This window comes from Dehalococcoidia bacterium, from assembly GCA_021295915.1.
GTDB lineage: Bacteria > Chloroflexota > Dehalococcoidia > Lucifugimonadales > UBA1123 > VXRN01.
Genome location: JAGWBK010000020.1, coordinates 1 through 26,743 on the forward strand (window position 1 = coordinate 1; position 26,743 = coordinate 26,743).

Genomic DNA, 26,743 nt, shown 5'->3' on the forward strand with positions numbered 1-26,743 from the left:
TGCTCTCAGGCTTCCAGACCTCGTTGAGCTGCTCGACCGTCATGCAGTCAACGAAGTCGTTCTGCGGGTTGACCAAGACCGAAAGGCCGTCGAGACCTACCAGGAGCTCGTAGTATTCGATGCCGTTCTCTTCGGCTGATGCGGCTTCCTTCTCACTGATGTGCCTGGAGGCATCGGAGATGTCGGTGTCGCCGACTACGAACCTCTTGAAGCCTCCGCCGCTGCCGGAGATCCCGACGTTTACGAGAACATCTGGAGCCACGGCCCTGAAGTCCTCAGCCACCGCCTCTGTGATTGGCGCCACTGTGCTGGAGCCGTCAATTTCAATCGTGCCCTTCAGCCTGGCTCGCTCCTGAACCATCTGCTGGGTAGGCGTGGGAACGCTTCCCACCATCGGGGGCAGCGCGGTCGCCGCGGGCATCGCCGAAGCGGGCTGCTGCGGCTGTGTAGGAGCCGCCCCTGTCCCGGCCACCGCTGGTGCCGCTGGCTGGGCTGCCGCTGGCTGAGCTGGCGCCTGAGGTGTCTCGGATGTCGTTTCCGAGCCACATGCCGCCACTGTCAGCGCTCCAACTAGGACTGCCAGGACAAACAGCCCCGGCAGGTCAAATATCCTGGCTCGCATCTCACTTAACATGATGATCGCTCATCCCTCCGCAATGATTGGTTCACTTCGCTTGTGTGCCCGGTTCCCTTTGGCGCGGTGGCCGGTCAGCACGGGCACTCGGAGTAGAACTCTAGCGGAAGCGGGTCAACAGACAGTTAAGCAATGTTTAACGGAGTGTTAGCGGGCTGATAAGGCCTGGTTAGCACTGCTGCACTCACCCAAGTGCCTGCCAAAAACCCCCTGCGATGATGACGACCCCAGCGATCGCTACAAACCAGCCGAAGTTGACTCGTCCGGCAAGTGCAATCAGCGTTCTAATCGACACAAACCCGACCAGTGCGGCTACCACCAATGCCACGACCGACTCCGGCGAAGAGTGTGCGCTGGTGCGGATGCCAGCGTAGAGCCCCGCTCCGACACTGACGGGAATGCTCATCAGAAAGCTCAGCGTGATGGCGTCTCGCCTGTCGATGCCACGTCCAAGGAGGACAGCGAGAGTCAGACCGGATGCCGCGAGCCCCTGCACGAAGCCGGCGAGTACGGCGTCCAGCCATCCTGCCTCCTCACGCTCACGCGCTTCCCGCTGCTGTCCCCTGTATAGCACACCGGCAGTCACCATCATGAGAAGTCCAACCGCTGCCATGGCGAGTCCGCTCGCGACTTGTGAGAATTCTTCCAGTCCCAGCAATAGCGCCATCCCGATTGGGGCGCTGACCAACGTCGCCATGACAACGAACTTCGAGACTGGGTCCAGTGAGAGAGGCGAGCTAAACAGGGCACCAACCAGCCGTCTGACCTCGGCTCGGAACGCTGCCAATGCGGCGAATGCAGTCCCGATATGCAGCCAGAGCGAAATCCCAACCGACTCGGAAAGGCTGCGGCCCGCAATCAGCGAGTAGGTTGCTGTCACCAGACCCTCTGAACTGACAGGCAGCCACTCCGCCACGCCTTGCAGGGCGCCGAGCAGAACTGCTTCCGTGTAGTTCAAGTCGCCCTTCTGAGCTTAACCCTGAACTCGCTGCCTTCCCCCTCGACGCTCGTGGCGCTTATATCTCCACCCTGCACCTGAACCAGGTGCTTCGAGATTGCCAGGCCCAGCCCCGTACCCTGTTCTCTTCGTGACCGGTCCACCTTGTAGAATCGCTCGAATATGTGCGGAAGGTGCTCTCTCGGTATCCCGACTCCGGTGTCCTTGACGGTCAGGGCCACCCAGTCACCATCCCGATGGGCGTTCAAAGTGATCTTGCCGCCGCTGGGCGTGAACCGGAGTGCGTTCTCCACCAGGTTCGTAAGGACTTGCTCCAGCCTGCGCTGTTCGCCCATCACATGGGGCAGCCCCTTCTGAGCGTGACACATTAACTCGATACCGTCCGACGATGCCGCAAACTGGAATCTCTCAGCTATCTCATCGAGCACATCGTCCACGCTCACTGGGGCGAGGTGGACAGGCATCTGACCGCTTTCGAGGCTGGAAAGCTCCAGCAGTTCGTCCACAAGGGAGGTCATTCTGGTCACGTCTCCCCGTATCCTCTGCAAAAAGTCGAAGGCCGTTTCCCTGTCATCGATCGCCCCGGACTCCAGGACCTCCACCATCGCGTTCGCGGACGCCAGAGGGCTTCGCAGTTCGTGAGAGACGTTGCTCACGAATTCCCTTCGTGTCGTCTCTATCTGCCTCGCTCTCGTTACGTCCCGAATGGTTAGGACAACATCCTCACGGTCATTTCCGGATACCGGCGTGGCAATCACCCCGAGAAACCTGCGCTCGTACAGAAGCTCAAGTTCTGCCCGCTGCATCTGGCGGGTCCCCGAGGCAGCGGCGACCAGGTTGAGCACCTCGGGATCTCTCACGACTTGTGCGAGGGGGCGCCCCCTCGCAGTCTGTGCATTTATTCCCAGGAGCCACTCCGCGGCACGGCTGACCAGCGTCACCGTCGTCTCCGAGTCAACTACGATGACTCCGTCGCCCATCGTGTCAATCGCCACAGCCATCTGTCGCCTCTCGGCCTCGAAAGTACGCACCTGGGATTCTATGACCTCTGACATTCTGTTGAACTCTTCGGTCAGACTGTTGGGCTCGCGAGACGGGGACGAGACCACTCTCTGGCCCAGCTCCCCTTCTGCCATCCGCCTCGCGCCCTCAGTCACTTGACGCATCAATGCCCGCTCTCTCCGGGATGCGACAAGAACGTAAACAGCTGCCGCAATACCGGCTGCGCCACACACTAGTCCGATGAGCCCTATGGCCCTGTTGAAGGAGACCTCCCAGTCGAGGCCCAGACCAGCTGCGAAGAGTAGGGTGGCGCTGAAAGCCAGAAGCGGAGCAACGATGTAAGCGACCGCAGTTCCTCTGAACAGTTGCCGCCAGTTCATCAATCAGCCGTCGAATCGGTACCCTACGCCACGAATCGTTACGATTCGGCAGGGCTGTGATGGCTCAGGTTCGATCTTCTCGCGAAGCCACCGGATGTGAACGTCGACCGTCCGTGAATCACCGATGTAGTCGTGTCCCCAGAGCCGTTCCAGGATCTGGTCTCTCGTGAACGCTCTTCCCCTGTTGGCGGCCAATAGCGCCAGTAAGGAGAATTCACGCGGCTTCATTGCGAGGTCTTCACCTTCCAGTGTGATCGAGTGACTCGCCAGGTCTATCGTCAGATTCCCGGAGCTGATGATCTCAGATTCATCTGCTGAGTTCTCCGATGCGGGTGGCGCAGACCGGCGAAGCATATTTCGGACCCTTGCCAGGAGCTCACGCATGGAGAACGGCTTGGTCACATAGTCGTCAGCTCCAAGTTCGAGGCCTACGACACGGTCTAATTCTTCACCGCGTGCCGTCAGCATCAGTATGGGAACTTCCGAGTGCCTTCGGAGGATTCTGCATACCTCGAACCCGTCGAGATTGGGAAGCATCACGTCGAGGATCACGAGGTCCGGGTTATTCGACTGCGCGATATTCAACCCGGACTCGCCATTTGTAGCTGTCAGGGTGTGATACCCCTCCTGCTCAAGGGTGTACTTGAGGGCAGTCAGGAGGTTGGGTTCATCTTCGACGACGAGGACTGTGTTGGACATACAATCTCGACCTCTCTTCACCAGCGAGTGAGTTAATCCCCGTTTCGAGACTACCACATTCGGCCCGGCTGCTTCATTGTGTGGAAGACCCGTAATTCCCACGAAATCCTGTCGGGTATGGTAAGTCCTTAGTGTGCCCCCTCTCTCTCAGGGCTTACAGGTGTAGGTAGGCCGCCCCTTCGTTCGTCCAGAGCTTGTCGAAGGACATCCGCCTCCCCTGGATTCCGGCCTTCGCCGGAATGACGGTTTGCGAATACCTACCCCTGTAAGTCCTGAGGGAGAGGGCTGGGGTGAGGGTGAAGGCGGATTGACTGCAGGTTGCTCGTTATACAGCCAGTCCTCTACAACACCTATATGACCTTCATCCCCCTCAACCTGATCAGGTCGGTGTTCGAGTATCCAAGCAGGCCGCAGATGACTTCCCGGTTGTGGTCCCCAAGAGACGGAGCGGACTCAAGACGCCACTTCATTTCGTCTGTCTTGAAAGGCCCGGAAGGATGCCGGAGCGTTTCACCGCCCGGATGCTCAACTTCCACGAAGTAGTCCCTCGACTCTAGGTGCTCCCATCCCAGGATGTCCTCAGGAGTAGCCACGTACGAAAAGGCAAGCCCCCGGTTCTGTGCCCGCTCGAAGATGTCCCGCTTGTCGTGTGCCATCAGCCACGGAAGCATCAGCGAGTCCAGTTCGTCAGCGTTCTCCCCGCGCCCGGCTCGATCGTCGAACTTGGGGTTGCCAAGCTCCGGGATACCCATGAGTTCAGCCATCTCGGGCCACTTGTGGTCCGGCCCTGCAATAACCCCGACATAGCCATTCCGACACGGGTAGGGCCCCCACGCCGCACGTCCGTAGCCACGGTTGCCAGTGCGCTGGAAGTTCGCACCGGCGTAGGAGTACATGCTCAGCGCATTCTCAAGAATCGTAGCCAGGTACTCGGATATGGCCACATCGACTTGCTGACCTTCACCTGTCGAGTCCCGGTGCCATAGGGCCGACAGCGTTCCCGCGAACGCGTTCTGTCCAGCCCCATACTGCGCCAGCCGTGCCGCCATCTGCAGAGGCTCTTTCTCCGGGTCGCCAGTGATGTACATCAGCCCGCCGGCAGCATACAGGTTGATCTCCTTGGCCTCGTAATCCCTGTATGGTCCAGTCTGGCCGAAGTTGGATATTGAGGTCATCACCAGTGATGACTTCTGCGCCCTCAGGCTCTCATAGTCCAGCCCAAGCGATGTCATGACACGAGGGTGGAAGTTCTCCACGACTACCTCAGCCCACTCCACTAGCTCTTGAAGGATCTTCCTTCCTGTCACCGTGGAAATGTCGAGCGTGATACTCTTCTTGGACGAGTTCAGATACAGGTGCAGCGCACCCGCGTTGATGTCGGGTGTATCGTCAGGGTAGGGGCCCACACGCCGGGCCGGATCGCCACCGTCGGGCCGTTCTACTTTGATGACCTCGGCTCCCTGAATTGCCATCAGCCGGGTCGCGTAGGGCCCTGCGACCCAGTGGCTCAGGTCAAGAACCCTCAGTCCTTCGAGAAATCCAGACACTTCTAGAGACAACCCGGGCTATCCTGTTGAAGAAATGACCGCCCTCTTGTGGACCGCCTTGCCGATCGGCTTGTCGCCTTCGTGGGCCTCGATCTCGTATGTAAGCCGGTTGCGGTCGACCTCTGTGAGCACCGAACGCACCGTGACGACACCGCCAACACTGGTCGGCGCGATGTGCCTGAGACCGTCCACTGCGTAACCCACGGACGTGTACCCTTCTGGGAGGTGCGGGTCCGTCGCCTGGATGCTGGCGTTTTCCATCAGTCCCAGCAGGTGTGGAGTTGAAAGCACGTCAGCGCCCTCTCTCCCCATCCTGTTAGTTGTCAGTTCCTTGGTGACCTCCACCTTCAGGACTGCCTCCTGCCCAGGTGAGATATTCTCCATCGCCATTGTGATTAACTCCTTCGCAGTTCTCTATGTGTCGATATGTCGAAAATTCGCGAGCCAATTGTAGCAGAGCATGACTGCCGACCCGCCGAACAATTCGCGAGCCTGATATCCTGTCCGGGCACACTGCGAACACTTCCCAATGAAAAGATCAACGGAGGAAGCTGATGAAGATTACATCAGTTGAATGCAGGATCCTCAGCGGCGATTTCCCATTCGTATGGATACACACTGATGAGGGCATAACGGGAATCGGAGAGTGCTTCCGCCGGCAGCCGTCCGTGACGAAGACCCTGATAGACGATCATCTTGCCCCCGCGATCATCGGGAAGGACCCGCGCGAGACTACTCCTCGCTTCGAAGACATGATGCGAGCCGGCTCTGCGGTGGAGATGGGCGGCGCGATCTTCTGCGCAATCGCCGGACTCGACATCGCGCTGTGGGACATCAAGGGAAAGGCATTCGGCGTCCCGATCTCTAACCTCCTCGGTGGAGCGCGCCGCGACAGCATCCCGGTATACGCCAGTTCCATGCGCCGTGACCTCAATCCACTTGATGAGGGCAGACGCGCGGCTTCTTTCGTCGAACAGGGCTACACGGGCTACAAGCTGCACAGCGCGGTCCCCGGCGCCATCGATCATCCCGCAGACCAGACAGTGGACACCGTCACGGAGGTGAGAGCCGCCGTCGGGGACGACATCGACATTCTGGTCGATGTAAACGGAGCGTTCTCAGTTCACCACTCGATCGAGATCGGCGCAGCCCTGGAGCAGTTGGGTGTCTTCCACTTCGAGGAGCCTCGTCCAGCCCAGGACCTCGAAGGACTGGCACAGATCGCAGATGCTCTGACAATCCCAATCGCCTCAGGTGAGATGATCTACACCCACCACGAGTACCGAGACCTGATACTCAAGGGCAGGGTGGACATCATCCAGCCCGACATAGTCAAGGTTCCCGGCTTCACCGAGTTCCTGAAGATCGACGCCCTCGCATCAGCGTTCAACATTCCTATCACCGTCCACAACACCCAGCCAATCCTGAGCACGGTTGCCCACCTGCACTATTGCGCCGCGAGCGCGATGGTCCCTTACTCTCAGGAGTACAACATCGAGCCGATCTCGATCCGTGACGAGTGGCCCATCCTCAAGGAGCCCCTGCAGGTCGTGGATGGACACATCGCCGTTCCAACTGGCCCCGGTCTTGGCGTCGAATTGGACGAAGACATGGTCCGCCGTCTGGCTGACGGCTAGTAGGTGCAAGGAAGGGCTGAATGCAGAACGCCGAGCTTATCTGGAAGTACCGGACAGCCGATGTCGTCTCTTCCAGTCCCGCCATCTCGGATGGCATTGTGTACATCGGCTCAGAAGACGGTAACCTGCTGGCACTCGATTCAGAAACTGGTGAACCCCGCTGGACACACAGTGCTGGGGGGAAGGTCTATGCCTCACCCCGCGTTGTTGATGGAGTGGTCTATGTCGGGTTCTGGCAAGGACCTGTCTGCGCTCTCGACGCCTTAAGTGGAGAAGTCCACTGGCAAACGCAGCTCGGCGAAGGCGTCTTCTCGTCTCCTGCTATTGCGGAAGCAGTAGTCTACATCGGCTCCACCGACAACAACCTTAGCGCCCTGAGCGCTGCAACCGGTGAAATCATCTGGCGCAATGCGACTGAAGATTGGGTGATGTCCTCTCCCAGAGTTGTCGAAGGGGTCCTTTTCGCTGGCTCCAATGACTGTTCTTTGCACGCCATCGAGGCATCAACCGGCAGAACTAAGTGGCGTTTCGGGACCGACGGGGTCGTGTTTTCATCCCCAGCTATCCACGATGGAAAGGTCTTCTTCGGTTCTTGTGATGACCACGTGTACGCTGTCGACACCAGTACAGGTCGCGAGGTCTGGCGGTATGAGACCGGGGATTGGGTGGTCTCTTCCCCTCGTGTCGCAGATGAAGTCGTGTACGTCGGCTCCAGAGACCGATACCTATACGCACTGGACGTCATGACTGGACTGGTCATCTGGCGACATCAAACAGGCGGCCGAATAGAGTCATCTCCAGCCGTCGTGGACGGAGTTGTCTACTTCGGCTCCTTCGACAACCACCTATTCGCCGTTGGTGCCACGACTGGCAACTTACAGTGGCGATACGCGACCGAAGGCAGCGTTTCTTCGTCTCCAAGAGTGGTCGATGATGTTGTGTTCTTCGGTTCCTCCGACGGACACGTCTATGCTCTCAGAGTTCCCGGCAGTCTACAGCCCTTCGATCTCCACTGGCTCGATCTCGTCTGCCACTTCGAATCCCAGGATACGAGCGTAGAAGTACAGCTCAGCCTCGAGCGCCCGCATGATGTTCTCCGACTTTCGGAACCCGTGCTGCTCGCCCTCGAAAGGCAGGTAAGCGACAGGCAGTCCCTTGTCCCGCAGCGCATCCACCATGACCTCTGCCTGGTTGGGCAGAACGACTTTGTCCTCCAGGCCCTGCAGCAGAATAATCGGACACGAGAGCTGGTCAGTGTGATGTATGGGTGAACGCTCCACGTAAAGGTCGCGACGCTCAGGGTAGGGCCCAACCATCGAGTCCAGGTAGCGCGACTCGAACTTGTGGGTCTCAGTCGCCAGCCCTTCGAGATCGCTCACCCCGTAGTAGCTTGCCCCCACTTTGAACACGTCTCTGAACGTAAGCGATGCAAGTGTCGTGTAGCCACCGGCGCTGCCACCTCGCACCATCAGCCTGTCACCGTCCACCTCTCCCTCATCGACCAGGTACAGCGCAGCGTTGATGCAGTCGTCGATGTCCACGATTCCCCATTGACCGTTGAGTCTTCGGCGGTACTCGGTGCCGTAACCAGTGCTCCCACCGTAGTTGACGTCAGCCACAGCGATGCCGCGACTGGTCCAGAACTGGTACGAGAGGTTGAACGATGTCGATGCCGACCCTGTCGGCCCTCCGTGGCTAACCACAAGCAGCGGAGGCCTCTCGTCGTCAGGCCCTTCGAAGTCAGCGTTCTTGACTGAGTAATAGTAGGCATAGGCGGTCTTTCCGCCAGTGGTCTCGAACTCTATTGAGCGCGGCTCGGAAATGTACCCATCGTCCACAGGGACGGCTCGCGATTGCTTTAGCGGCGCTATCGCCCCGGTGTCAGCGTTGAGTGAGACCAGGGAGTCGGGTAGGGCTGCCGACCCTGCCTCCAGTGCCGCATGTCCATTCCCGGCCACGATGTCGCCACGGGACATCTCGGTGTACGGAGACTCAACAGGCGTGAACTGAGTCGTCCGAGTGTCAATCGTCGCCAGCTTCCAGAAGCCGTTCTCCACGTACTTGCACACGATCCTGTCAGCCGACTCAAACGCATAGGTTCTTGTGCCAAGGGCCCATGCAGGCGCTCCAAACTCTGCCTGCATCGGCGCCATTGCCTCTATATGACCGCTCCTACATCGGTACAGGTTCCACCATCCCGTCCTGTCTGACACGAAGTAGAGTGTCCCATCCGGTGACCACTCAGGCTGGAAGACCGACTCGCCTTCCTCACCGGCAATCTTTACGAGGTCGCCAAGTGTGCCGTCTCCCTGAACGCTGGCGACCCACAGCTCGGTGGTGTCCCACGGCATGTTTGGGTGGTCCCACGAAAGCCACGCCATCTGTGAACCGTCAGGACTGACTGACGGATACCCGTAGAAGTCGCTGCCGATGACGAGCACCTCACCCTCGCCTCCGTCCGTGACATCAAGCGCGACGATGGTGTTGACCGCCTCCCGGTCTGCGTTGCGGTGGTCTTCTCTGACGCAGACCAGCCTGCCGGTTCCAGCGTCGATCTCCCCGTCGGCGTACCGCAGGTCCACGCCCACCGGTGTGATCGGCTCTGGCTGTCCCCCCGGCTCTTGCCGGTAGACTCTCTGGTCAGCAAAGTTGGAGAACAGCACCACGCCGTCTTTCACCCAGAAGCACAGTCCACCGTATTCATGGACACGAGTACGCACGTTGTAGGGAGCTGGTGTCACGTCGTTGACTTCGCCCCCGGGAGTGCGCCGGACTATCACGTTCCGAGCGCCCTCCTGCGGTCGCATTTCGACCCAGTAAAGGTCGTCTCCGTCGATCTGCATCGAACCCAAAGAGACTGAGCCTTCGACTATCAGGTCAGTCGTTATCGGGGACTTCCAGGATCCGTATGGCGCTGTGGTTGGCATGGCTAAGCTCCGGTCACCTTTCTGAGCAGGTCGAAGAAGGCTCTCTTTCGTGGCGTGTTGATGCCCCAGTTGATAGGGACGTTTTGGTATCCGTCAGTGTAATTTCCAGATGCCGACTGTCCACCGGCCCCGGCCCCCGGGTCGAAGTATCCCCAACCCGCTCCCCGCGATAGCGCGGCGGTGAAGTTGTTAAACGGCTCATCAAAGTTAAAGTGGTCGTCCTCGGTGAACATGATCGGCTTGGGAGTGTAGCTCTCCAGCGCTCTCGTCTCATCCACCATCTCAGCGATCCTGGCAGGGTCCGTAACCCCGTTCCCGTGCAGCATCAGGAAGTCCGAGACCTCGCACACCGAGTCGTCGGGCACTCTCCCGCCTCCATAGCTGGTGCCAACCAGCAGCCTCTCGCCTCCGGCACTATGCCCTTTCGCACGCTCGATGAGCTCGTGGACTCGGTGCGGCTGCAGGATTTCGTGCTCGTACCTCTGTACGTTGCACTCGTTATTGATCTCGATAACCACGTTCCGCCAGCCATTCTCAAGCACCCACCGGCAGGTCTCGTCGACTGCCCGGCAGACGGCCGCCTCGCTCTCAAGCCTTTCATCCTGCCCGAAGTAGAAGATACCCAGGACAACGACCATACCGAGTTCGTCGGTACGCTTCAGAATCCTTGTCAGCCGGTCCAGGTGACCACTGGATTCCATGGAGCCGTCTGCTCCAAGTGGCGAGTTGTGCCACGGCTGTGAATCAGGGCTCGGCAGACCGGCCCAGAGTTCCTCGTCGCTGTAGGAGACCCCTAGATCGTCAAGCATCTCTCGAAACAGATGCTGTCTGTAGTATCCGAAGGGTGCCGCCCCTTGTAGGTTGACGGTTACCGCGTCCAGCCCATGTCCCCTGTAGTGAGCCAGTCGCCCGGAGAACTCATCCGTGTTGCGGTCCGCGTCCCATTCACCAGTATCAGGGTAGCGCCACAGGAACTGAGTTAGAGTGTTGGAATCGTCGAAGATCGCGTTAGCCATCCGGCTGTTCAGTAGCAGCCCCTCGATCCGCCAGCCACGGTACTCCCTGCCTGCATGAGTTGGTTCACCATTGATCAACCATTTCTGGCCTTCGATGCTAACTGTAGTTTCTGACTGAGCCACACGACTTCCTTTCGTTTCCTAGATTGCCTTGACCATTCTATCAATCGTCTCGATGTATAATCGAAACACCCATACGACCGAAAGGATGCGCCATTGACCGGCCCATTGGTTACCCGGCACGTGCAGGAAGGCATCGCCACCCTGACGCTCAACGATCCCACCCGTCGAAACGTCTTGTCGTCCGAGATGATGGGAGAACTGTTGCAGTGTTTGGCTGAAGCCGAGAAGTCTTCAGATGTTAGGGTCGTGGTAATCGCGGCTAATGGCCCGGTGTTCAGCTCTGGGCACGACCTCAGCGAGTTGGCAGAAGGGGACAGGGAAGACCAGACGCTCGTGTTCGCACTTTGCACCAGGCTCATGGAGACGATCCGTCTCCTCCCAAAGCCGGTGATTGCAAGTGTTCAGGGCCTGGCCACTGCAGCCGGATGTCAACTCGTGGCGACCTGCGACCTCGCCATCGCCTCAGAGGATGCCGCCTTCGCAACCCCTGGAGTCGACATCGGTCTCTTCTGTACGACGCCTGCCGTGGCCCTCGGCAGGGCGGTACACGCTAAGGTCGCCATGGAGATGCTCCTGACCGGTGAACCTGTCCCCGCTCAGGAGGCCATGAATAACGGGCTGGTTAACCGCGTGGTTCCGGCTGAAGTATTACAGGAGGCGACGCTGTCCCTTGCACGCAAGGTCGCATCGGCGCCCACAAGCACGGTCTCCATGGGAAAGTCAGCCTTCTACCGTCAGATGTCTCTTGACCGTCCTGAGGCCTACCAAGTGTCCCAGAAAGTCATGGTTGACAACCTCCAGCACCCCGATGCCATCGAGGGAATCCACGCTTTCCTCGAAAAGAGGCCACCAATCTGGCCCACGTAAGGGTTTTCACAAGTTTCGATACTGATCCCTGCGGTAGTTGACACAAAGTCTCCTTTGTGATAACTTGCGACTGTAACTAATGGTTCAAGATATAAGAGGTCTTTATGGCCTCATAAATATGTCTTGAGCCAAGTATTCTACAGGAGGTGTCGGATGGCTGGTGAAGGCAGAATGGACATTGAGATCATCTACTGCGTTCCTTGACAGTACCACGGAGTTGCGGCCTGGATGGTCAACGAGTTCGTGGCAGAAGGTGGTAAGGACGTATCGATAGATGTCAAGCCCGGCGTCGGCGGAGTACTTCAGGTATTCGTCGATGGCGACAAGATCTATGACAAGTCTGAAGAGGGCGGGCAGACGCCTCACCTCAACCGAGTCAAGGAGCTGCGGGCTATTGTCAGGAGCAGACTGGATGCACTGGTACCAGCTGACGACAACTAAGCCAAGCTACCAAGCTTAAAGCGAAGGCCCCGGTCTAGTACCGGGGCCTTTTGCTTTGGTGCTGATGCAGATCCCTCGCATTCAGTCGAGCATAGGCGGGCGAAGATTAGTTCCCCTCTCCCTCAGGGAGAGGGCTAGGGTGAGGGTGAAACGTAGAATTACCAATCCTCCTGTAACTTGGAGGAGTGTGAGAATCCCGCGTGCCCCCTAGGCTAGAATTAGGTAACCTCAACGCAGCCCCGGAGCCAGATGTACCGTCATTCGCCCGGCCTCCACATCCACATCCAGCACTGTCTCGCGAATCGCTGGAATCAGCAGGTCAGGGCCCTCATCACCCCTGACGACATAGACGTCATTCGCCGAGGTATCGAGTATCTCCACTATGGTGCCTAGCGCTTCTCCCTCGTCGCTGAACACCTTCATGTCGATTAACTGGAAGTGGTAGAAGGTGTTTTCAGGGAGAGTGGGGATCTCGTCTTCCTGAACGGTGAGCAGCAAGCCCTGCATGGAGTCTGCCTTAGTCCTGTCGGTCACACCGAACAGGCGGATCACATAACCCCCACGATATAGTCGGGATGCCTCGATGCTGTCACGTGTGCCATTTATGTAAAGCACCGACCCTTCAGAAAATCGCCCGGGAAAGTCGGACTGCGGTTGGACCTTGACGTCGCCCCTGAGTCCCCACGATCCTGTTATTTGCCCAACGACAACATGCCCATCGGGTGGTTCTGGGACGCGCTTCGATTCGGTCTTGCGACTTCGTGCAGGCTTGGGTGTACGTCTTTTAGGCTCCGTGCCCGGCGACTTCTTTGAACGGGACCGCGCAGGCATCGGTAATGTCCTCAGACGATTTCGAGTGTGGCTCGTGTGCCCTGCTTTACCGCTGCAACTCGAATGAGGTGTCTCATCGACTGGGCAACACGCCCCTGGCGGCCGATTACCTTGCCCTTGTCGTCTGGTGCGACTTCGAGCTTGACGATTATGCGACCGTCCTCGTCCTCTTCCTCGGTGACTCTGACCTCGTCAGGTTCGGAGGCAATCGACTTGGCGATGAATTCGACCAGCTCTTTCATTCGGCCGCAGCCTCAGTTTCGGCCCCGGCCTTGACTCTGTCCAAGGTGCCCAGGGTTGTCAGCAACTGCCTGACCGCATCGGACGGCTGTGCGCCCTGCCTGAGCCACTTGAGCGCCTTCTCTTCGTCTATGACGACCGTCGGCGGCTCAGTCCGAGGGTTGTAGTGGCCAAGATGGTCCACAAAGGCGCCATCTCGGGCAGCCCTTGCGTCAGCTACAACCACTCTGTAGCTGGGCTGGTGCCGTGCACCTGTTCTCCTGAGTCGAATCTTGAGCATCTAGTCCACTCTCAATTGCTGATTGTTCTGTATTGCTAGCTGAAGCCCCTCTCCCTCAGGGTGAGGGTGAAACCTCAGGTTGCTAGTGTAAGGGCATTTGCCTCGTCCCTCAAATGGGCGAGCTACCCGTTCCTGGCCTGGCTGAGCTGGCTCATCAGCCTCGACTTACGCCTGGATGCATTGTTTGCGTGAAGCGCACCCTTGGCGACAGCCTTGTCCAGTGCAACTACGGCTGACTTTACTGCTGTGTCGGCAGCATCCAGGTCACCGTCGTCTATAAGTCTCCGTGCGCTCCTTATGTGAGTCTTCGCACGTGACCGCATTGGCAGGTTCCTGTCCCGCTTGCGCAGTGATGCTCGATTCGACTTGGCTGAAGGCAATTGTGTTTCTCCGTTAGGTGTGTGCTTGACGACGGATAATTGTATCAGGTTTGAGACATCCCATTCGAGTCGTCTAAATCACACGTTGCTCCTGGTGACTGTCATTACTCCCCTGATCGCTTCGAGCCTGAAGAACAGCCTGCTGAGCTGATCGATGCCACTAACGTGTAGCGTAAGCGTGACAATTGAAATGCCGTCATACTCCTCAGACACGCATGACGCAATGTTGACGTTCTCGCCGGACACCACGAATGTCACGTCCCTCAAGAGACCGACCCTGTCCATTGCTCTGACCTGAATTCGCACCGGGTACTTGACCTCGGTCTTCCCCCACGACACCGGCACAAGCCTCTCAGGCTCGTCTTCGTGCAGGATGTTCGGGCAGTTCCTTCTGTGAACTGTCACTCCCCTGAACCGCGTGATGTAGCCGATGATCTCGTCGCCGTTGATGGGGTTGCAGCAGCGCGCCATCGACATCAGCAGGTCGCCCACACCGAGCACCTCGATGCCCGTGCTGGGACTGATCGGCAGCCCGAGTTCCTGCTGGCGGTGGACCTCTTCTTCGGCCTCTTTCTCACGGGAGCTTAGCTTGTTGACCACTTGGGTAACTGAAACTGAACCGTCGCCCAGGGCTGACAGGAAGTCGTCCAGCCCGGCGATGCCCATCATTCCTGCGACCTGGTCGTCAGGCGCGGTCGTCAACCTGCGGATGTGCCGGTTGTACAGGTCCCGACCTCTCTGGATGTTGACCGAACGCTCTTGACGCTTGAACCACTGCCGCACCCTCGACCGCGCCGAGTTAGTCTTGATGTAGCCCAGGTCCTCGTTCAGCCAGTCGAGACTCGGCCCGCGTACCGTCTTGGAAGTCAGGATCTGGCATGTATCGCCGTTCTTGAGTTGATAGGTCAGAGGCACCAGCTTCTGGTTAACTTTCGCGCCGATGCACCTGAAGATAAGGTCCGAGTGCACTCTGAAAGCGAAGTCAAGTGGCGTCGAGCCGTTTGGCAACTCCTTGAGTTCACCGACAGGGGTGTAGACGAAGACCTGGTTCTGGAAGATATCGGTCTTGAGCGACTCGACGAAGTCCTCGGCTTCGGCAACGTCTCTCTGCCACTCCATGATCTGCCGTAGCCACACCATCTTCTGTTCAAACGGGTCTCCTGCGCCCGTGCCCTCTTTGTAGAGCCAGTGCGCCGCGACGCCGTACTCCGCAAGCTGGTGCATCTCGTGGGTCCGCACCTGTATCTCGACGGGATGGCCGTCTTCTGCGATCACAGTCGTATGAATCGATTGGTACAGGTTCTCCTTAGGGTTCGCGATGTAGTCATCAAATTCACCGGGAACGGGATGCCACCTGCTGTGAATCACGCCCAGCGCGGCGTAGCAGTCTGCCACGGAGTCGACGAGCACCCTGAGGGCGAACAGGTCGTTTATGTCGTCCACTGTCTTGTTCTGACGGGCGTACTTGCCGGTCTTCTTGTAGATCGAGAACAGGTGCTTTGGCCTGCCAAAAACATCCGCTCTAATGGATGTCCTGGCAAGCTCCGCATCGAGGATCGCCCTCGCCTCTGCGATGTAGGTCTCTCGCTCCTCCCGCCTCACTTTCAGACGCTGCGAGATTTCCTTGTACTCGGTAGGGTTGAGCTGCTGGAAGGCCATATCCTCGAGCTGCCACTTGATCTCCCAGATTCCCAGCCGGTGCGCGAGTGGGGCATAGATGTCAAGTGTCTCCTGCGCCTTCTCTATCCTCTTGGATTCCGGAAGGTGCCGGATCGTTTGCAGGTTGTGGAGCCTGTCGGCCAGCTTGATCAGTACGACCCTGATGTCCTCAGCCATCGCCATCAGCATCTTGCGGATGGTCTCAGCCTGTGCTCTCGTCGCCTGTTGCGTGCCAACTGCCCCTGCGGCGACTAGCTCGGCCTCGGTGAACTTGGTCACGCCGTCAACCAGGCGCGCCACGTCGTTACCGAACCTGCCCTGGATATCTCCGATCAGTACGTCCGGGCTGTCCTCTACCACGTCATGGAGCAGTCCGGCAGCCAGCGCATCGGGGTCCAACTTCAGGTCGGCCAGGACCATGGCAGTCTGAAAGGGGTGTTCCAGGAACGGCTCGCCTGACTTCCGCATCTGGCCGCTGTGCGCCTCGGCAGCGTAGTGAAATGCCTCTTCCACAACTCCGAGACGCTCCTCAGGCAGGTACTCCCTGGCCTTCATCAAGAGCGTTTCCAGCACTGTTGGACCTCCCCGGCAACATGGCTGCATGACGTGGACTTGCGTCACCCTCGTGGAACGAAAGCTCCCTCTCCCTCAGGAAGAGAGTTGGGGTGAGGGTGAATCTCCAGACTTGGCACAAGTCACTTCTTGCAACGCCAAGACCAAGTCCCAGACCATCAGCCTGATTAAGTGATTATAGTACAATGCTTCACAATTGAAAGCAGGGAGTTTCGAGTTGCAGTTTCAGGCCCCGCGAGGAACATCCGATGTGCTGCCCGAAGACGAGGCATACTGGAGCTTCGTCCGTTCAACGGCAGAGGAAGTCGCCACCCGGTTCGGCTACCATCGCATAGATACGCCTGTATTTGAGGATTCCGGACTCTTCGAGCGGGGAGTAGGGTCGACCACGGACATAGTCGAAAAGGAAACCTACACCTTCGAGGACCGCGGCGGCGACATGCTCACGCTCCGCGCCGAGGGGACTGCTCCCGTCTGCCGCGCCTACCTGCAGCACGGCATGCAAAACATGACTCAACCGGTCAGGTTATTCTATATCTGCCCGGTCTTTCGATATGAGCGACCCCAGTCCGGCCGCTACCGGCAGCACACCCAGTTCGGAATCGAAGTCATTGGCGAGCCCGACGCCAGCGTCGACGCCGAAGTCATCGAGGTCGGCTGGCGCTTCCTGGAACAGGTAGGCCTCTCCGATTTGTCGCTCACCATCAACTCTATCGGCGACCCCGAGTGTAGACCTGCCTACATCGAACGACTAAGGACCTACTACTCCGGTCACCGTGACTCACTTTGCGAGGACTGCGAGCGCCGTATCGACCGAAACGCACTCAGACTTCTGGACTGTAAGAACGACCAGTGCCAGCCATTCGTCGACGAAGCGCCCGCCAGCGCGGACCACCTATGCTCTGACTGTGATACTCACTGGGGCGACCTACGTCGCTACCTGGAAGCGACCGGCCTCGACTACCAGGTTGACCACCGCCTTGTGCGCGGCCTCGACTACTACACCCGCACCGTATTCGAGATCGCGCCCCCTGAAGAGGGCAGGATGGTGACCATCGTTGGCGGCGGACGCTACGATGGCCTGATCGAACAGCTTGGCGGCAGATCAACCCCCGGCATCGGCTACGGCATGGGACTCGAACGAGTCATCCAGAACGTCAAGAGCCAGAACGTACAGGTCGACGGCAGTGAACGTACCCGGGTCATGGTCGTCCACCTCGGCGACGCAGCCAAGACCGCCGGAGTCCGCATCGCCTCCGACTTGCGTTCAGCCGGCATTGCGGCCACACTGGCGCCCCCAAGGGGTCTCAGGGCCCAGCTTCGCTACGCCTCCAACTCAGGCGCGACCCACGCCCTCATCATTGGCGACGACGAACTCGCCAACGGCGTCGCTGCCCTGCGAGACCTGTCCAACAGCACCCAGGAAGACGTACCCCTGGCCACCATCGTGGATACACTCAGCCATGGCTGACAGGGTTAGGTAAGCCGACAATTCGTTCGCCCTGGGCCTGTCGAAGGACCCCCGATCCCTACGTAACCTGATCCACTTGCATTACTCCCTCACCGGCAGCGCCTTCATCGGCGCGAGAATCACCAGCACAGCCGAGATAGCCGTAAGTATCCCCGAGTAGTAGAACACCGACCCGTACCCGCCGAAGTTCTCGATAACGAAATACCCGAGGAACGGCGACACCGCTCCGAGTATCCCGTTCAGCCCAAAGATCAGGCCAACCGCTGTGGCCTCAGTACCTCTCCCGACGACGTCCAGCACCGCTGCCTGCACTATCTGATGCAGCGCGAAGCTGAACAATCCCGTTCCCGCAAGCACCAGAGTCAGCAGTATCCCATCTCCGGCAGCAACGGTTACGAGCGAGATCACAGCAGCGAGGAAGAACCCTGGCACCATCACCGCCTTCCGAGAGTATCGGTCCGACAGGTATCCGAGGATCGGCGCCGAAACTATCCCCATCCCCGAGACCAGCGCGTAGTGGAAGCCGTAGTCGAGGTCCTCCTTGCCCAGCGACTCCGTCAGGTAGAACGGCGTCCACGCAAATACCGAGTCCAGACCTACGCCTCTCAGCATGGCCGCAGCCACCAGCAGCACTACGCCAGGATGCCGCATGATGCCGACAGACTCCCTAAGCTGCTCGGACAGGCTCCGTGTCTGCACTGAACCGATCCGACCGACGTGCCTCAGGAAGATCCACACCAGCACGCCCATGACCAGGGCAGGGATGACGTAGATATACATGACGCCACGCCAACTCCTGAGTACGACTGGGACAATCCAGGTTGGAATGACAGTCGCGCCTCCGACGCTCACCCCACGCCACTTGGTCAGCACCGCCAGCAGCCCTGTGGCCACCACTGGTCCCACCATGTTGCCCAGGTTGGAGCCCAGCCCGTGTATCGAGATTGCGAACCCACGACGGTCCGCGAACACTTGCGAGAGCGACGCCGCTGAGGGCAGGTGCCACAACGCACCGGGAATCGACACAAGAGGCACAACGAGTATCAGCACGATGTAACCTGGAGACGCGCCGAGTAGCGCAAAGAAGATGGCAGCACCCACCATGCAGCCCGTCAGCATGATGCCCCAGTGTCGCTTGAGCATGTCCACCACCAGCCCACCGCCGATGTTTACGACTCCGAACCCGATGAATCTCAGCGCGAGCAGAACGGTGATCTGCAGCGTGCTCAGACCGAAGTGCGACGAGATCGAAGGCATCATCACCGGTACGCCCTGGTCGTAAAGGTGCGCCACCCCATGCCCGGCCGACATCACCCCCAGGATCGTGTTCCTGTTCCCCGCCTCTTCAGGCCGCATGTTGTCTGAAACCAAGACGTGCCCCCTCAAGGCTCAAAAGCCGCCGCGATTGTACGAGCCAGCCCACGCATCGTCCAGCCCGGCACGACGGCGCATTCCCGTGTATCCTTTCATGAGAACCCACACAGGAGGCCTCCAAATGGACGTCTACGAAGCTGTCAGAACAAGACTCACCGTCCGCGAATTCAAGCCGGATCCCGTACCTGACGAGATCGTCGACAAGCTCGTCAGAGCCGGGCAGTGGACCGCCAGTTCCCGCAACCTCCAGCCATGGCACTTCATCGTCATCAGGGATCAGGACACTCTCGCCAAGCTAGGGGATATCGCCTCATCCGGCCGCTTCATCGCCAACGCTCCGATGGCAATCGCGATTGCCATGGAGAGCGCCGACCGAGCCGACCTCGACACCGGCCGCGCCACGCAGAACATCGAGCTTGTGGCCTGGGAGGAAGGACTCGGCACCTGCTTCGTCGGACTTCGCATCGCAGAGCAGAACAGCCAGGTCAAGCAACTGCTCGGAATCCCGGACTCGTTCGAGTTGGTTACGGTCCTGCCGTTTGGCTACCGTCTGGACGGCAACGATGGAAGCCAGGGAGTCAAGAACCGAAAGCCCCTGTCCCAGATCGCCCACTCCGAACACTACGGGCAGCCCTACTCTTAGGGAATCGCGCAGCACTCCTCCCGTCGTTCCGTCGGAGGCCGGAACCCAGGGTTGTTGTTAACCTCTCGCATGAGCGAGAAATTCAGCCACTGAATCAAGCTTGATCGGCTATATGGAGCACCTATGTCATCCTCCGCAACACCAACAATCACCACCGCCGTAGGCACCGGAGAGGCAGGCTACTCTGGCGATGGAGGACCCGCCAACGCCGCCGTAATGCGTGAGCCATTCATGTGCGCCTTCGACGCCGCAGGCAACCTCTACGTCTGCGAGGCCACCAACCATATAGTCCGACGTATCGATGCTGCCACCGGGATCATTACGACGATCGCAGGCACAGGAGAGCAAGGTTACACCGGCGATGGCGGTCCCGCCACTGAAGCCACCATGTACGAGCCATATTCGCTCGCCATCGCGCCCGACGGCAGCGTCTACATTGTGGACAGACTCAACACCGTCGTCAGGAAGGTCGATGGCGAGACAGGCATCATCATGACCGTCGCAGGCACAGGTGAGATGGGTTACTCCGGCGACGGTGGCCCCGGCCACGAGGCCCAGATGCGCGAGCCTAACGACTGCTTCCTCGACAATCGCGGTGGACTGCTCATCGCCGACATCCAGGACCAGCGGATTCGACGCCTCAATCTCTCGACTGGCATCATCGACACCTTCGCCGGCACCGGCGAGAAGGAGCGCTCCGGCAACGGCCGACCCGCACGTGAGGCCGGCATCCTCGGAGCCCGTGCGGTCTGCATGGACAGCTCTGGCAACGTATTCATTGCTGAGCGTGAGGGCAACGGAGTCCGCATGGTTGGCGCGGACGGCCTGATGCGTACTCTGGCAGGCGATACCTGCGAACGCGGCTATTCAGGCGATGGTGGACACGCCCTTGCCGCCACCTGGAATGGACCCAAGGGGATTCGCTGCGACGCCCAGGGAAACATCATCGTTACCGACACTGAGAACCACGCCATTCGCCGCATAGATCGAGGCACAGGCTTCGTGACCACGATCGCAGGCGGACAGCTTGGCGGCCACGGCGACGGCGGACCCGCAACCGAGGCCGGACTCGACCGTCCTCACGGTGCCGAAATAGCATCCGACGGCTCCATCTACATCGCCGACAGCAACAACCACCGCGTTAGGGTCGTCTCCACGTAGAGCCATCGGCCATCCCGTCTCTGCAAACAGAGATGGTCGGCTAGTCAATGGCCCCCTCTCCCTCAGGGAGAGGGCTGGGGTGAGGGTGAATCGCTCGCACACCCCGAGCACGGCCCAAACTCAACCCGCTGATCAGCCCCCGACCTTAGCGTTCGCTCATGCACGTCGACGTCCAGCGTCCAGTCTCCCTGAACGCTCCCACACTCCCCACACACGTTGGCAAGATAACTGTCGCCGAAAGCAGAACTAGACTGGATGCCTAGCGTCACTCCGCCATTCTCAACCGCAAATTCCCGTTCATCCTGAGTGAAGTCGTCTGGATAGAGAATCTTGGTATCTATGGTTCCGAGTGCAATCTTCGATGGCTGCCCGCAGTCCCAGCAGGTAACCTCGCGAATTGAAATCGTCCGAAGGGGGAGAGTCAGCCTGCACCCAATGCAAAGGGCACGCGTACACTCAAGGTTGTGCCTGTCCACGTACAACCGTCCGGCTGACAACTCCGCAAGTCGTGTCGTAACGGCAAGTCCACTGTCGAGCGAAGGGCGCCTGCGTCTATTACCACGACCTCGCCGCTTGGCCCCCAGGTGGAACTCGACAACACGTGCCTCTGCTTCCACAGCCTGGTCAATACTTCCATGTTCGTCACCAAGCACAACGCTGACTGAAGTAACCAGCGTCGAGTGACGGTCCAACAGCATCAGGCCCCCTGGCAAATCTCTGGACTCGCCGCCCAGCTCAACTCTGTTGACTCCCCAGACAAGGTCAACATGATGCACCATCGGGCACTCGTTGCATGGGAAGTCGGCAATCAACTCTACGCCAATCGAGTCGGTCACGAGCCGATGAAGCGTTTCCACCGCCTGCTGATACGCCGAGCGGTTCACGTTAACCCACTTCCTGTCGGCCTTCAGCCGATCCCCATCACCACAAACGCATCGAGTCCAGGAATAGCTGTCGCAGGTCCGCTTCTTCGACAGGACGGGGCGACAACTTGATCACTCTTTGCTGAGGGACTGCCCCGGCCGCAAGTGCAGGCGCGTCCTCCGCCGAATATCCAATTGCGCCAAGCCCGTTCGGAACTCCGAGCCTCCTGAGCAGCGCGATTATGGCGTCCGCCAGTACGTCGCCCGCGTCCTCAGGCCCCGCGTCGGAGATGTCCGCGCCCATTAGCCTCGCTGCGTGCAGGTGCCGTTCAGGGTTAGCTGGAGCCGTGTACCTGAATACCGCCGGCGCGTTCAGGATGACGCTCATTCCGTGCGGCACGATCGGGTGGTCGTCCGGATAGCCTTCAGGCACGTACTCCCTGACCATGCCTGACACTGGATACGACATACCGTGCGGCAGGTGGCATCCTGCGTTCCCGAATCCGACTCCTGCGAACGTCGCCGCGAGCATCATGTTTGATCTCGACTCGATGTCCTCAGGCTCTTCGACTGCGTTGATGATATTGCGTGCCACCATCTCGATAGCCCTGGTCGACCACAGGTCTGAGATTGGATTTGACCCCTGGTACGCTGGCCTCATCCCCGGGTCTGGCGGCGCCTCGCGTTGACTGAAGGGCAGGGCGGTGTACGACTCGATACCGTGGCACAGCACGTCGAATCCGCTGCATGCCGCGACCATTCCCGGCAGCGTACGGCTGTTTTCAGCGTCCACGACTCCCATCGTTGGCCTCAACGCCCGGTGCGCGAGACCGGTCTTGGCCTTCATCTCCAGCAGGTCGAAGATAGACACCCCAGTCGTCTCGGAACCCGTACCCGATGTCGTCGGCACTGCAATGTGAGGCTTGATTGGACCCGGCACCGGCGCGCCTTGCCCTATCGGAGCGTTCACGTAGGTAAGAAAGTCCGCAGGATACGTCGAGTACAGGTTTGCAGCCTTTGCAGTGTCGATGCTGGACCCGCCTCCAACCGAGATGAATCCGTCAAAGTCACCATCTGCCGCGAACTCGATCGCCGCCTTGAACGACTCGTCCGTCGGCTCGACTTCGACGTCGTCGAACAGCACCGCGTCGACACCCTCCGCCCTCAACGACTCCAGCACCACTGCAACCGGCTGCAGCTGGGCCATGCGAGGGTCGGTGACCACCGCCACCCGTTTCGCCCCGAGCTTTGCAATCTCGAACCCTACCTCTCTCGTCGATCCAGGCCCAAACTTGATCGACGACGTGTCCATGGTGAATGCAGTCTCTAGCTCATGATGGATCATTGAGATCTTCCTCTTCTGAATGTGATATATGGCGTCTTGTGTTCGTGATCGAGTGAGATCAGATTAAGGCGCTTTGGCCCCCTCTCCCTGGGGGAGAGGGCTGGGGTGAGGGCGAAAAGCACGAACACTTGGCAAGGCCTGTACTCTCCACAGTTTGTGCGTCCGATCTGTTACTCTGGAAGTCCACTATCTCGTTTGATTGCTACTCTCCAACTTCCAGCTTGTCCGAATCTATCCCAACTTCTGCCGCCCACGCTTGAAGCCCGCGACGAAATGCCAGTGCCCCCATCGGAGCGATCACGGCTTCCAGAGCTTCCAACACCTCAGTCGGCGTCGCGCCGTTCTCCAGCGCCAGACGGACGTGCTCCTGTATCTGCGAAACATCGGCCCTGAGCGCGGCCTCAACCGCCACCTGCAGCAGCTCCTTGGTCTTCCTGTCCAGGGTGCGTTGACCCGTATACGTAGCCTCTATGAACTGGTTGTACTTCTGAAGCCACTCGAAGTCAGCCGCAGCCATTACCCGGTGAAAGTCGAGTGTATATCCCCTCGTCCGCTCTGCCGCTTCGAGGTAGTCTTTCGCTTCTTCTGTCAGTCTCAGTTCGCTCATGTAGTCAGGACTCCCTTGATTTGTGGCCGGCCACATTCTATCAGGCTGGCTAAACGTACCGTCAGGCATGTCTGAAACCGCTCAGAGTGGTCGCCCGAAACAACCATCTCCTCTCGTATAATGTCAACACTCAGAAAGGGACGAATACCATGACCTCCATCCTCATCGCCGCCTTCGACGGACTCCAACCAGCACAGGTGCGCCCCGATCTCATGCCCAACCTGGCACAGTTCGCATCGGATGGGGTGTTCTTCGAAAGCCACCACCCGGTCTTTCCGTCCGTCACACGAATCAACGCAGCCAGTATGGTGACAGGCACATATTCCGGCAGGCATGGCCTTGCAGCCAACACAATGGTAGCCCGCGACTACAACCCTTCTGCCTCCTTCTCAGCACTTGAGCCGACCCTCGCTGATATAGCAAGGAAGACGGGTAGGGTACTCTTCGCTCCGACACTGGCGGACATACTGTCTGAACAGGGCATGGAGTACACAGCCATCGGAGTCGGTACCTCCGGAAACGCATACGTACACAACCCTCGCGCCGACGAGTCCGGCGGCGCGACCATCCATCCCGAATTCACTTTGCCTTACGACCTGTCTGACAGGCTCCATTCGAGATTCGGACCGTGGCCTGATGAGGCCATGCCCAACACACCGCGCCTCGACCACGCCGTCAGAATTCTCACGGAGCACATCCTGCCCGAACGCCAACCGGCAGTCGCGCTGATCTGGTCGTCAGAGCCCGACAAGGCCCAGCACGCTCACGGGGTCGGCTCCGAGATGTCGGACCGGGCTATCAGGGAGGCAGACGCTAGGTTCGGCTCTATTCTCGATTGGCTGGAGTCCAACGGGCGTGGGTCAGACACCGACGTCCTTGTCATCTCCGACCACGGTTACTCCACCATTCAGGAGGTCGTGGACGTGGAGTGGTACACTCGTGACGCTGGCTTTACTCAGGAGGAAGTCATCGTAGCTCCTAACGGAGGCAGCGCCCTCTTCTACTGCCAGGAAGGAGCCGTTACTCAAAGGCTCGCGGCTTGGCTCATGGAGAGACCCTGGTGTGGAGCGCTGCTGGCTTCGGAAGCTGCAGGAGAAATCGAGGGGACGCTGCCTATGTCTCTGGCCGGTGCCGAGGGCCCAAGGGCACCGGAACTGGCAATGTCCTTCGGGTGGGACTCGCGCCCCAACGACGCGGGTTACAGTGGCTTCGCCTACTCTAGTGGAGGCCAACCAGGACAGGGACAGCACGGCTCCATGAGCCGGCACGAGATGAACAACACCCTGATAGGTCGCGGACCGAGCTTCAGAAGCTCAACCCGAGTTCAGTCCCCGACGGGAAACGTCGACCTCGCTCCCACCGTTCTACAACTACTTGGACTGCCAGTACCCGAACACATGGAAGGCCGTGTGCTGGCAGAAGCATTGGCAGGTGGTGAGAATTCTGTTGACTGGACTTCAACAACACATCGCGCCGAACGAAAGACTTCCGCCGGGATGTACTGCCAGACCGTCAGAGTGTCTACCGTGGATAGCACAAGCTATATCGACGAAGGCAGCGGCTGGCTGATGAGCTAGCCCTGCGCGGCTAACCGCCTATCTTCTGGCTGCCGATCACGACTCGGTCGACGCCAATAAGCCGTCCTGCTCCACTGGCTGATGCGCTCCCGGCTGTTCCCCCGGAACGCCTGTCAGAAAATCAAACCCGCAGGTGGTGGCGAGCACCCCGGCGGGTTGATTCTAGCTCTAGACGGGACAGACGTGAATCTCCGTTCTGGGTCCTTGTTTAGGCTGGCGCGAACTTCGGAAGAGTGATCGTGTCCGTAATATCCTCGAACACCACCTTCAGCGGCATCCCGATCTGTAGTTTCTCGGGAGTCGGGTCGTCCATGACGATGTTGGTCGGCATCTTCGGCCCCTCTTCCAACTCCACGATCGCAGTGACGAACGGCACACCGTCCGGATACCAGCCCGGATGTGGCGCGCGGTGCACGATCGCGTAGGTGAACAGGGTCGCGTTGCCGCTAGCCTTCACCCAGGTTGTGTTCCTTGAGAAGCAGTACGGAGAGATGTCACGTGGATAGAAATACGCTTGTTTGGTGTCGTTGCAGTACCTGAGCCACAGCTCGTGTTCCTTTGCCTTTTGCCAGTAAAAGTCCGACTCGCCCTGCGGGACGGGGATTGGCTTGTTGTATGCTTGGGTCATCCTGATTTACTCCTTGAGCGGGTTGCGCTGACTTAGTCGACCGCGAGAATCACTGTGCCGGTGGACGACAGCGATCCGCCGGTGCCGTGCACAAGCGACAGACTCAGGTCGTCGACCTGCCTGTCACCGGCCTCGCCTCTTAGCTGCTTGACAGCCTCGACTACGAGGAACATACCGTACATGCCCGAGTGAGTGTAGGATAGCCCACCGCCGCTGGTGTTCATCGCGAAGTCTCCACCCGGAGCAGTCCGCTGGTTCGCTACGAATTCAGGGCCTTCTCCTGGCCCGCAGAAGCCGAGGCTTTCAAGTGTTGCGAGCACGGTGTAGGTGAATGAATCATAGATCATTGCGAGATCGATGTCGTCGTGCGTTACACCTGCCCTCTCCAACGCCTTGGGCCCGGAGTAACGAGCCCATGTCCGCGTCAGGTCTGGCATCGTGCTAATCAGGCCGTGATCGTGACCCTCGGCGGCGCCAAGAACGTAAACCGGCTTCTTCGGCAGGTCTCGTGCCCTCTCCGCGGTTGTGATCACGTACGCTCCGCCCGCGTCCGTTACCAGACAGCAGTCGGGCAGGTGGAACGGCCACGCGATCCAGCGAGAGTCGTGGTACTCGTCGAACGTCATGGGGACGTCTTTGAAGTATGCCCTCGGATTGAGGTTTGCCCACTTGCGAGTCGCAACTGCGACTTCTGCCATTCCCTGTCTCGTGTAGTCTTCGCCGTACTGGTGCATGTAGCGGCGGGCTGCCATCGCATAGTTAATCGGTGCCCCTATGAATCCGTAAGGGGACTCGAACTGCGGGCCCGGCTCCGACGCGTTGCCGCCGGCGCGTGAGCGCGCGCTCCGTCCAGCCTCTCCATGCGTAACGAGCGCAACTT

At 59.2% G+C, this 26,743-nt stretch carries 26 protein-coding genes; 7 read left to right on the forward strand and 19 right to left on the reverse strand.

Annotated features, from left to right (window positions below):
* The 6 genes from J4G14_07355 to J4G14_07380 form a co-directional block, all read right to left on the reverse strand.
* Positions 1 to 622, reverse strand: a 622-nt coding sequence (locus J4G14_07355) for a substrate-binding domain-containing protein (GenBank protein MCE2457617.1), incomplete at its 3' end; no start/stop codon positions are given.
* 196 nt (positions 623 to 818) lie between these two features.
* On the reverse strand, positions 819 to 1,592 hold the full coding sequence (locus J4G14_07360; GenBank protein MCE2457618.1) for an undecaprenyl-diphosphate phosphatase: 774 nt from the start codon (positions 1,590 to 1,592) through the stop codon (positions 819 to 821).
* The gene (locus J4G14_07365; GenBank protein MCE2457619.1) at positions 1,589 to 2,974 is read right to left on the reverse strand and encodes a PAS domain-containing protein; all 1,386 of its coding nucleotides are present in this window, start codon (positions 2,972 to 2,974) and stop codon (positions 1,589 to 1,591) included. The genes J4G14_07360 and J4G14_07365 overlap by 4 nt, the downstream gene beginning before the upstream one ends.
* A 3-nt stretch (positions 2,975 to 2,977) precedes the next feature.
* Positions 2,978 to 3,673, reverse strand: coding sequence for a response regulator transcription factor (locus tag J4G14_07370; GenBank protein MCE2457620.1), 696 nt, complete (start codon positions 3,671 to 3,673; stop codon positions 2,978 to 2,980).
* Between the two features lie 350 nt (positions 3,674 to 4,023).
* The gene (locus tag J4G14_07375; protein MCE2457621.1) at positions 4,024 to 5,232 is read right to left on the reverse strand and encodes a CoA transferase; all 1,209 of its coding nucleotides are present in this window, start codon (positions 5,230 to 5,232) and stop codon (positions 4,024 to 4,026) included.
* A 6-nt stretch (positions 5,233 to 5,238) separates the two neighbouring features.
* The gene (locus J4G14_07380) at positions 5,239 to 5,610 is read right to left on the reverse strand and encodes a thioesterase (protein MCE2457622.1); all 372 of its coding nucleotides are present in this window, start codon (positions 5,608 to 5,610) and stop codon (positions 5,239 to 5,241) included.
* A gap of 164 nt (positions 5,611 to 5,774) precedes the next feature.
* Between J4G14_07380 and J4G14_07385 the strand changes: the two genes are divergently transcribed.
* A complete protein-coding gene (locus J4G14_07385) occupies positions 5,775 to 6,857 on the forward strand; it encodes a mandelate racemase/muconate lactonizing enzyme family protein (protein MCE2457623.1) in 1,083 nt (360 codons plus the stop codon).
* A gap of 992 nt (positions 6,858 to 7,849) precedes the next feature.
* Here the strand turns inward: J4G14_07385 and J4G14_07390 are convergent.
* Together J4G14_07390 and J4G14_07395 are read right to left on the reverse strand one after the other, a co-directional pair.
* Positions 7,850 to 9,784 (reverse strand): S9 family peptidase, encoded by a 1,935-nt coding sequence (locus tag J4G14_07390; GenBank protein MCE2457624.1) that lies wholly within the window; start codon positions 9,782 to 9,784, stop codon positions 7,850 to 7,852.
* 2 nt (positions 9,785 to 9,786) lie between these two features.
* On the reverse strand, positions 9,787 to 10,923 hold the full coding sequence (locus tag J4G14_07395) for a hypothetical protein (GenBank protein ID MCE2457625.1): 1,137 nt from the start codon (positions 10,921 to 10,923) through the stop codon (positions 9,787 to 9,789).
* Between the two features lie 93 nt (positions 10,924 to 11,016).
* Between J4G14_07395 and J4G14_07400 the strand changes: the two genes are divergently transcribed.
* Together J4G14_07400 and J4G14_07405 are read left to right on the forward strand one after the other, a co-directional pair.
* Entirely contained in the window at positions 11,017 to 11,790 is a 774-nt protein-coding gene (locus J4G14_07400; protein ID MCE2457626.1) for an enoyl-CoA hydratase, read from the forward strand.
* Between the two features lie 228 nt (positions 11,791 to 12,018).
* A complete protein-coding gene (locus tag J4G14_07405; protein MCE2457627.1) occupies positions 12,019 to 12,231 on the forward strand; it encodes an Rdx family protein in 213 nt (70 codons plus the stop codon).
* 228 nt (positions 12,232 to 12,459) lie between these two features.
* Here the strand turns inward: J4G14_07405 and rimM are convergent, their stop codons facing one another.
* The 5 genes from rimM to J4G14_07430 all read right to left on the reverse strand — a co-directional run bounded on the left by rimM (position 12,460) and on the right by J4G14_07430 (position 16,176).
* On the reverse strand, positions 12,460 to 13,062 hold the full coding sequence (rimM, locus tag J4G14_07410) for a 16S rRNA processing protein RimM (protein MCE2457628.1): 603 nt from the start codon (positions 13,060 to 13,062) through the stop codon (positions 12,460 to 12,462).
* 11 nt (positions 13,063 to 13,073) lie between these two features.
* Entirely contained in the window at positions 13,074 to 13,304 is a 231-nt protein-coding gene (locus J4G14_07415) for a KH domain-containing protein (GenBank protein MCE2457629.1), read from the reverse strand.
* Positions 13,301 to 13,582, reverse strand: coding sequence for a 30S ribosomal protein S16 (gene rpsP / locus J4G14_07420; protein MCE2457630.1), 282 nt, complete (start codon positions 13,580 to 13,582; stop codon positions 13,301 to 13,303). Before rpsP ends, J4G14_07415 begins: the two co-directional genes overlap by 4 nt.
* Before the next feature lie 122 nt (positions 13,583 to 13,704).
* The gene (rpsT, locus tag J4G14_07425; protein MCE2457631.1) at positions 13,705 to 13,962 is read right to left on the reverse strand and encodes a 30S ribosomal protein S20; all 258 of its coding nucleotides are present in this window, start codon (positions 13,960 to 13,962) and stop codon (positions 13,705 to 13,707) included.
* A gap of 78 nt (positions 13,963 to 14,040) precedes the next feature.
* Entirely contained in the window at positions 14,041 to 16,176 is a 2,136-nt protein-coding gene (locus J4G14_07430; GenBank protein MCE2457632.1) for a bifunctional (p)ppGpp synthetase/guanosine-3',5'-bis(diphosphate) 3'-pyrophosphohydrolase, read from the reverse strand.
* A gap of 235 nt (positions 16,177 to 16,411) precedes the next feature.
* Between J4G14_07430 and J4G14_07435 the strand changes: the two genes are divergently transcribed.
* The gene (locus J4G14_07435) at positions 16,412 to 17,665 is read left to right on the forward strand and encodes a histidine--tRNA ligase (protein ID MCE2457633.1); all 1,254 of its coding nucleotides are present in this window, start codon (positions 16,412 to 16,414) and stop codon (positions 17,663 to 17,665) included.
* An 81-nt stretch (positions 17,666 to 17,746) separates the two neighbouring features.
* Here the strand turns inward: J4G14_07435 and J4G14_07440 are convergent, their stop codons facing one another.
* On the reverse strand, positions 17,747 to 19,036 hold the full coding sequence (locus tag J4G14_07440) for an MFS transporter (GenBank protein ID MCE2457634.1): 1,290 nt from the start codon (positions 19,034 to 19,036) through the stop codon (positions 17,747 to 17,749).
* Positions 19,037 to 19,160: 124 nt separating this feature from the next.
* Between J4G14_07440 and J4G14_07445 the strand changes: the two genes are divergently transcribed.
* Together J4G14_07445 and J4G14_07450 are read left to right on the forward strand one after the other, a co-directional pair.
* Positions 19,161 to 19,682, forward strand: a complete 522-nt coding sequence (locus tag J4G14_07445) for a nitroreductase family protein (GenBank protein MCE2457635.1) — start codon at positions 19,161 to 19,163, stop codon at positions 19,680 to 19,682.
* Positions 19,683 to 19,805: 123 nt separating this feature from the next.
* On the forward strand, positions 19,806 to 20,843 hold the full coding sequence (locus tag J4G14_07450; GenBank protein ID MCE2457636.1) for a hypothetical protein: 1,038 nt from the start codon (positions 19,806 to 19,808) through the stop codon (positions 20,841 to 20,843).
* 62 nt (positions 20,844 to 20,905) lie between these two features.
* On the opposite strand, the gene J4G14_07455 is transcribed toward J4G14_07450, so the two are convergent.
* The 3 genes from J4G14_07455 to J4G14_07465 form a co-directional block, all read right to left on the reverse strand.
* Entirely contained in the window at positions 20,906 to 21,727 is an 822-nt protein-coding gene (locus tag J4G14_07455) for a hypothetical protein (GenBank protein ID MCE2457637.1), read from the reverse strand.
* A gap of 37 nt (positions 21,728 to 21,764) precedes the next feature.
* A complete protein-coding gene (locus J4G14_07460) occupies positions 21,765 to 23,051 on the reverse strand; it encodes an iron-containing alcohol dehydrogenase (GenBank protein MCE2457638.1) in 1,287 nt (428 codons plus the stop codon).
* A gap of 202 nt (positions 23,052 to 23,253) precedes the next feature.
* Positions 23,254 to 23,658 carry a carboxymuconolactone decarboxylase family protein gene (locus J4G14_07465; protein ID MCE2457639.1) on the reverse strand — a complete coding sequence of 135 codons (405 nt, stop codon included), beginning with the start codon at positions 23,656 to 23,658 and terminating at the stop codon, positions 23,254 to 23,256.
* Between the two features lie 149 nt (positions 23,659 to 23,807).
* Here J4G14_07465 and J4G14_07470 point away from each other — a divergent pair, with 149 nt between their 5' ends.
* On the forward strand, positions 23,808 to 25,235 hold the full coding sequence (locus tag J4G14_07470; protein MCE2457640.1) for an alkaline phosphatase family protein: 1,428 nt from the start codon (positions 23,808 to 23,810) through the stop codon (positions 25,233 to 25,235).
* Positions 25,236 to 25,443: 208 nt separating this feature from the next.
* Here the strand turns inward: J4G14_07470 and J4G14_07475 are convergent, their stop codons facing one another.
* Positions 25,444 to 25,863, reverse strand: a complete 420-nt coding sequence (locus tag J4G14_07475) for an OB-fold domain-containing protein (GenBank protein MCE2457641.1) — start codon at positions 25,861 to 25,863, stop codon at positions 25,444 to 25,446.
* A gap of 32 nt (positions 25,864 to 25,895) precedes the next feature.
* Positions 25,896 to 26,743 (reverse strand): thiolase (locus J4G14_07480; protein MCE2457642.1); only part of this gene is annotated, 848 nt, incomplete at its 5' end.

Bases quoted from the DNA above. Each gene is read 5' to 3' on its own strand.
- J4G14_07365 (MCE2457619.1), bottom strand. From the start codon at position 2,974: ATGAACTGGCGGCAACTGTTCAGAGGAACTGCGGTCGCTTACATCGTT.
- J4G14_07370 (MCE2457620.1), bottom strand. From the start codon at position 3,673: ATGTCCAACACAGTCCTCGTCGTCGAAGATGAACCCAACCTCCTGACT.
- J4G14_07380 (MCE2457622.1), bottom strand. From the start codon at position 5,610: ATGGCGATGGAGAATATCTCACCTGGGCAGGAGGCAGTCCTGAAGGTG.
- J4G14_07385 (MCE2457623.1), top strand. From the start codon at position 5,775: ATGAAGATTACATCAGTTGAATGCAGGATCCTCAGCGGCGATTTCCCA.
- J4G14_07390 (MCE2457624.1), bottom strand. From the start codon at position 9,784: ATGCCAACCACAGCGCCATACGGATCCTGGAAGTCCCCGATAACGACT.
- J4G14_07405 (MCE2457627.1), top strand. From the start codon at position 12,019: ATGGTCAACGAGTTCGTGGCAGAAGGTGGTAAGGACGTATCGATAGAT.
- rimM (MCE2457628.1), bottom strand. From the start codon at position 13,062: ATGCCTGCGCGGTCCCGTTCAAAGAAGTCGCCGGGCACGGAGCCTAAA.
- J4G14_07415 (MCE2457629.1), bottom strand. From the start codon at position 13,304: ATGAAAGAGCTGGTCGAATTCATCGCCAAGTCGATTGCCTCCGAACCT.
- rpsP (MCE2457630.1), bottom strand. From the start codon at position 13,582: ATGCTCAAGATTCGACTCAGGAGAACAGGTGCACGGCACCAGCCCAGC.
- J4G14_07430 (MCE2457632.1), bottom strand. From the start codon at position 16,176: ATGAAGGCCAGGGAGTACCTGCCTGAGGAGCGTCTCGGAGTTGTGGAA.
- J4G14_07445 (MCE2457635.1), top strand. From the start codon at position 19,161: ATGGACGTCTACGAAGCTGTCAGAACAAGACTCACCGTCCGCGAATTC.
- J4G14_07450 (MCE2457636.1), top strand. From the start codon at position 19,806: ATGTCATCCTCCGCAACACCAACAATCACCACCGCCGTAGGCACCGGA.
- J4G14_07460 (MCE2457638.1), bottom strand. From the start codon at position 23,051: ATGATCCATCATGAGCTAGAGACTGCATTCACCATGGACACGTCGTCG.
- J4G14_07465 (MCE2457639.1), bottom strand. From the start codon at position 23,658: ATGAGCGAACTGAGACTGACAGAAGAAGCGAAAGACTACCTCGAAGCG.
- J4G14_07470 (MCE2457640.1), top strand. From the start codon at position 23,808: ATGACCTCCATCCTCATCGCCGCCTTCGACGGACTCCAACCAGCACAG.
- J4G14_07475 (MCE2457641.1), bottom strand. From the start codon at position 25,863: ATGACCCAAGCATACAACAAGCCAATCCCCGTCCCGCAGGGCGAGTCG.